The 5,651-nt window shown below is 71.0% G+C and carries 4 protein-coding genes and 3 pseudogenes; 3 read left to right on the forward strand and 4 right to left on the reverse strand.

Annotated elements, in window-relative coordinates:
- Positions 1 to 661: 661 nt before the first annotated feature.
- Both ABZ281_RS35035 and ABZ281_RS35040 read left to right on the forward strand, forming a co-directional pair.
- Positions 662 to 1,831, forward strand: coding sequence for an ROK family transcriptional regulator (locus ABZ281_RS35035; RefSeq protein WP_356662111.1), 1,170 nt, complete (start codon positions 662 to 664; stop codon positions 1,829 to 1,831).
- A gap of 45 nt (positions 1,832 to 1,876) precedes the next feature.
- Positions 1,877 to 2,378 (forward strand): annotated as a pseudogene (locus ABZ281_RS35040) (helix-turn-helix domain-containing protein); the annotation flags it as partial.
- Here the strand turns inward: ABZ281_RS35040 and ABZ281_RS35045 are convergent.
- Positions 2,345 to 3,049, reverse strand: coding sequence for a 1,4-alpha-glucan branching protein (locus ABZ281_RS35045; protein ID WP_356662112.1), 705 nt, complete (start codon positions 3,047 to 3,049; stop codon positions 2,345 to 2,347). The pseudogene ABZ281_RS35040 and the gene ABZ281_RS35045 overlap by 34 nt on opposite strands.
- A gap of 154 nt (positions 3,050 to 3,203) precedes the next feature.
- Here ABZ281_RS35045 and ABZ281_RS35050 point away from each other — a divergent pair.
- Positions 3,204 to 3,822 (forward strand): annotated as a pseudogene (locus ABZ281_RS35050) (dihydrofolate reductase family protein).
- A gap of 71 nt (positions 3,823 to 3,893) precedes the next feature.
- Here ABZ281_RS35050 and ABZ281_RS35055 read toward each other — a convergent pair.
- From ABZ281_RS35055 to ABZ281_RS35065, 3 genes and pseudogenes are all read right to left on the reverse strand, one after another.
- Positions 3,894 to 4,169 carry a hypothetical protein gene (locus ABZ281_RS35055; RefSeq protein WP_356662113.1) on the reverse strand — a complete coding sequence of 92 codons (276 nt, stop codon included), beginning with the start codon at positions 4,167 to 4,169 and terminating at the stop codon, positions 3,894 to 3,896.
- Complete coding sequence (locus tag ABZ281_RS35060) at positions 4,166 to 4,714, reverse strand: SigE family RNA polymerase sigma factor (protein ID WP_356662114.1); 549 nt, start codon at positions 4,712 to 4,714, stop codon at positions 4,166 to 4,168. The genes ABZ281_RS35055 and ABZ281_RS35060 overlap by 4 nt, the downstream gene beginning before the upstream one ends.
- Positions 4,715 to 4,728: 14 nt before the next feature.
- A pseudogene (locus ABZ281_RS35065) lies at positions 4,729 to 5,651 on the reverse strand (sodium:solute symporter); the annotation flags it as partial.

Genomic DNA, 5,651 nt, shown 5'->3' on the forward strand with positions numbered 1-5,651 from the left:
TGGTCACCCGCACCAACGCCTGACGATCCTCAGCACTCAAGGCAACCGGATACTTCTTCTGCGACGACATGGCACCCCCGCCCGGCCGAAGTGAAGCGACGAGGGGAGGCTGCCCGACCGTCAACTCCACCAATCACAGCCACACTTAGCAGCGACAATCTACTAGCTAGACGTCGAATGGGCGGGCGACCGGCGTCTTGTGTGGAAGAGATGCCCCTGCGTAGCGTCGGACATGGACGGAAAGGCGCTGATCGCGAGTGGTATTCGCCGGTATGCGGTCAAGTCGCCCTGTATGCAGGGGTGATCAACCCGGTGACGTCATCGCGTCGCGGCGGCTGACCGCACAGGGGTCCACCGCCTGATCGATGCTCGCTGCCGACAGTCAGTCGGTCATCGACCCCCAGCCTCCTGGCCCGCGCCGCGCTGCGGCGGTTCTGCTGGGAGTGCTTTGGGGACCCTTCGGAGTGCATGACAGATGAGCCGAGAACCGTCCGGCCCAGCAGAAGACGACGGAGAGGGCCTCGAGGGCACCCTTCAGCACGTCCAGGCGACGACGGCAGGCGGGCGCGAGCAACCTGCCATCGCCCCGCCGAAACCCAGGATCATCACCCCCAGGCCGGTCCCGGCAGGATCGGCGTACCGGGCTCGCTATGGTCATCACGTGACCTCTAACCCAACCCCTCGCGACTACAACAAGGCGTCGGTCCTCGACGTGGTCCTCTCCCACGCGCCCCTCACCCGGAACCAGCTCATCGAGCTGACGGGTTTGAGCAAGGCCACGGTGTCCCGCGCGGTGGAGGAACTCCGGGCCGACGGCTTCGTCGTCGACGGCGGGACGGACGAGGTCACCGGCCGTGGTCGCCGCTCCACCTATCTCGACCTGCCCGGCACGACCGGGCACGTGGTCGGTATCAGCTTCGGTGCACAGACCACCGGTGTGCTGGTGACCGACCTCAGGGGCCGCGAGGTGCACCACCTGGCCGTCGCCACCGCCGAACACCAAGAGGTCGAGGACGCCGCACGCTGGCTGGTCGACCTGATCGCGCAGGCCGCCGAATCCGCGCAGGGCCCGCTGCGGCAGATCGTCGCCGCGGTGCCCGGCCGGGTCCGGGGCGGTACGGAGATCTTCGGCCCCGCGGAGTCGATGAAGATCTTCGAGGGCTCCGACCTCCACCGGGCCATCGAGGACCTGGTCGACGCCCCCGTGGTTCTCGACAGCGATGCCAACGCGGCCCTGCTCGGGATCCTCACGAACGACGCCACCATCACCAACGCCGCGCTCTTCAGCGTCAGCACCATACTGAACTTCGCCAGTTGCACGGATCACGAGCTCGCCCGAGGGGAAACGCCCAACTTCGGCGACATCGGCGTGCTGTCCTCCGGCGCCGGGAACGAGATCCTCGACGCGCTGCTGAGCACCAGGGGTCTTCTCCGGTTCGCGCGTGGGCGGGGGCTTGAGCTCGAGCGCGTCGAGGATCTCTGGCTGGAGCCGCACCCCGAGGCTCCCCGCGCCGAGGTGCTCGAGGCGTTCACCACGGCGATCGTGACCGCTGTGAGCATCGTCGCTGTGACGCTGGACCCCGAGTCGGTCTACTTCGTGGGCCGGCTGCGGCCGCTCGTCGACGAGGTACTTCCGGAGGTACGCGGACGGCTCGGCCGGAGCCTGCCGGCCGTCCCCGAGATCAGAGCGGTGCAGCACCTGATCGGTCTGTCGACGGCGCAGGGAGCGGTGTACGCCTGCCTGACGATGGCTCAGGAGCGGCTGCGGGACGCGGTACTCGGGGCACGGCGCCAGAACCAGCCCGCCGAGCAGTCCGCACCGGCCTTCTGACGCGCTCGGCAGCCGGCCGGTACCGGGTCGTCGGTGGATGCATGAAGTCTCGTCACCTCCGCGGGCAAGGCCGCCGCGCTGGACCTGTGCCCTGCACCTCGTCCGTCTCGACCTCGGCTCGTCGGTCGCCAACGCCGTCGCCCGCCGCCTGGTCGTGCCACCGCACCGGGCGGGCGGCCAGGCTCAGTTCGTCACCGCTCCGGTGCCCGAGCAGGACGACCACCCGCTCGCCGCCCGGTTCCCCTGGATCATCGAACGGCTCGACCAGCCGCTGACCGTGGAGGACCTGGCCCGCCGGGCGGGGATGAGCTCCCGGCACCTGGACCGCCACTTCAGGGCGGTGACCGGCACGACCCCTCTGCCATGGCTGCTGACCCAGCGGATCCGGCACGCCCGGGAACGGCTGGAGAAGACCGATGACGGTATCGACACCATCGCGGCGGCCACCGGCATGGGGACCGCCACGATGCCGCGCCGCCACTTCAACCGCACGGTCGGCGTGCCCCCGGACGCCTACCGCAGGACGTTCCGCTCACGGACTCGCTGACTCCGGGGAAGCCAGGCCCGGACGGCGCCGTGCAGGACGACGAACGCCCCTGCGGCGCGGGTGCCCTCCGGTGTCTCCCAGGAGCCGCTGACGTGGCCGACGGCTCCCTGCGGAGGGACGAACCGGCTGTCCGGAGCCGGTTGCAGAGCCCGGTGCACACGGAGGGTCGTGCCCTGCGGCGTGGTGAGCGCGGTGCCCTCCTCGTCGTCGGTCGCGGTGAAGTCCCTGGGGAGGGGCCCTTCACCGGTGCAGGAGGCGACGACCTCTCTCGCGGGGGTGTCACTGACGATCTGGTCCTGGGCCTGCGCCCGCCCCTCGATCAGGGCCGTCAACCGGGCGACCAGCACCGGGTCGTGGCAACCGTCGTAGGCCCAGCGCTGCCCCAGCACGCCGTGATCCATCGTGCCGACGAGGGCGTGCTCCGCCCCGTCGAGCGGCGCACCGCGATAGGTGAGGGGCACCAGATACACGACCGGCTGAGGGTCGGAGGAGTCGGTGACCACCATGAACTCGATCCCCACCTCGCCCTGCGGATCGTCGAGCCGGAAGCCGCCCGCCTTCGTCAACGTCGGCTCGCCGGCGCCGCCCCGGTACCAGGGGCGGGAAGGAAGCCAGGACGTGAGCAGCTCCAGCTTGGTCGGCTTCAGGGTGGTGCGGTGGATGACGGCCATACCGAAGGGTCCCTTCCCGCGAGTCATATGGGCGATCACACTTTCGCATCCGCGTGGCGCCGGCACAGCTCTCGAAGTCGGGAGCTCATGCGCGCAGTTTCCGAAACCTGACGCCGTGGATTCCGATACCGAGCGCCACACGGAGGAGAGGGCCATGACGACGCCGACGGGCAGGGTGATCTGCGACATCACGATCTCGGCCGACGGCTTTTCGGCCGGGCTCGACCAGACCGAGGAGCGCCCGTTCGGAGACGACGGCGGTGACGGCTCGGGCGCCGGGCTGCACGCCTGGATGTTCGACACACCCGACGAGAACCGGACCGAGATCGACCGGCTGAACACAGCCGGGGCGTTCATCATGGGCCGCAACATGTTCGGCCCGGTACGGGGCGCATGGGATCGGCTGTGGAACGGCTGGTGGGGTGTCGATCCGCCGTTCCACGCGCCGGTGTTCGTGCTCACCCACCACGCGCGCGAGCCGCGGCCGATGGACGGCGGTACCACGTACCACTTCGTCACCGACGGCATCGCGTCCGCCCTGGACCAGGCGGGCACGGCGGCCGGCGACAGCGACGACCGTCCTCGGCGGCGCGACCACCGTCAACCAGTACCTCGCCGCCGGCCTGATCCACGAGCTGCGGCTGCACATCGCGCCGCTCACCCTCGGCGCCGGCACACGGCTGTTCGAGGGCGTCCCGCCGCTGGAACTGGAGCAGCTGACGCCGCGGGCAGCGAGCCGGGTCACGCATGTGACCTACCGCATGCCGCCCTGAGCCGTGCGGCGGGCGCCGCGTACGCAACGGCCTCAGAGGAGTCGCGCGCACGCGCCGCGTACACGACCGCCTCAGGGGAGCGACGTACCCGGGTCGTGCCCCAGCCCCGAGAAGATCGCCCCCGGACGGGACGGTGCCTCGTTCAGCACCCACAGCCCGATCAGTGTGGCCAGTGCGAACACGACGGTGATGAGCACGGCGAGGACCAGCCGGCGGCGGCGTTCGCGGCGCAGCCACTCGCCGCGTGCCGTGCGATAGGCGTCCGGCGCGGCGTGCACCCCGCCGGCGAGTGCGGCCAGGGCCTCGGTCAGTTCCCGCTCCGTGCGATCCGGGTCGGTGTGGTTCATCGCCGGGCCTCCATCGCCTGGGTCAGTGCGGCGAGGCCGCGCGCGGTGTGCGTCTTCACCGAACCTGCGGAGATGCCCATCGCGGCGGCGATCTCGCCCTCCTTCAGCCCGAGCCAGTGCCGCAGCACGAGCGCCTCGCGTTGCCGGGCCGGCAGCTGTTGCAGCGCGTCGATCAGGACGCGCTGGTCGTCACGGAGCAGCGCGGCGCTCTCGGCGGAGACGACGGTCTCCTCGGGCGGGTTCTCCACGTGCTTGCGGGCGACCTGGAGATGGCGGATCCGCATCCGGGTCAGATTGCACACGGTGGAGCGCAGATACGCCTCCGCCGCCTCGGTGTCCCTCAGCCGCCGCCACTTCCGGTAGATCTGGTAGTACGCCTCGGCCACCACGTTCTCCGGGTCGTCCGCGCCCAGCAGCACGGCCAGGCGCAGCATCGAGGAGTAGTGCAGCTCGAAGAGCCCCGCGAGTCCGGCCTCGCGCTCCAGCTCCGCCGGATCGGCCGGTGCGGGCGTCAGTGCCTCGACGCCGGGTTCCGGCACGGGTATCGGGTGTCTGGGTCTCACTGCTGGTTCGCTCCCGTCTCCGGACGCCGCCTGACGGTCAGGCGGGACGGCAGGTCGGTCAGATCGGCGCCGCGTGGGACGCCGAGACGTTCGAGTACGGCGGTGCCGGCCACCGCGACGATCAGGTTGAGCACGAGCGCGGCGAGACCGGCGTAGATCTCCAGCGGCCCGGAACCCAGCCCCACGATGGAGGAGAACCCCTCGCGCACGACCAGATACGTCCCGGCCGCCATCCCCACGCCCCAGCCCGCGAGCAGCGCCCGCGGATGCAGCCGCCCGGTGAACAGCCCGACGGCCACGGCCGGGAAGATCTGCAGGATCCAGACCCCGCCGAGCAGCTGGAGGTTGATCGCGTCCTGGTCGCGCAGCCCGAAGACGAATGCGACCGCCCCGGCCTTCGAGATGAGTGAGACGGCCTTGGCGATGCGGACCTGCCGCTTGGGCGTGGCCGTCGGATGCACGTACTCGACGTACACATTGCGTACGAAACTGGTGGCGGCCGCGATCGACATCACCGCCGCCGGGACCAGCGCCCCCACGGTGATCGCGCCGAACACCAGCCCCGCCAGCGGGCCCGGCATCAGCCGGTCGACCAGCATCGGCACAGCCGCCTCCGCCCCGCCCTCCGGCGCCCGTACCCCGGCCGCGAGCGCGGCGAAGCCGAGGACGCCGAAGAGCGCGAGCAGTCCCGTCCAGGCGGGCAGCGCCACCGAGACCTTGCGCAGGGTGCGTGGTCCGTCGGCGGCGAACCCCGCCGTCAGCACGTGCGGGTACATCAGCAGCGCGAGCGCGGAGCCGAGCGCGAGAGTGGCGTAGGCGGGCTGCTGGGCCGGGGTCAGGACCAGCGCCTGGACGCGGAGCCGTCTGCCGGCACCCACGAAGGCGGCACCAGGCACGCGCAGCCGCGCGAGGACCGGCA

Origin of the sequence: Streptomyces sp. NPDC006265, from assembly GCF_040613555.1 — a bacterium.
Lineage (GTDB): Bacteria > Actinomycetota > Actinomycetes > Streptomycetales > Streptomycetaceae > Streptomyces.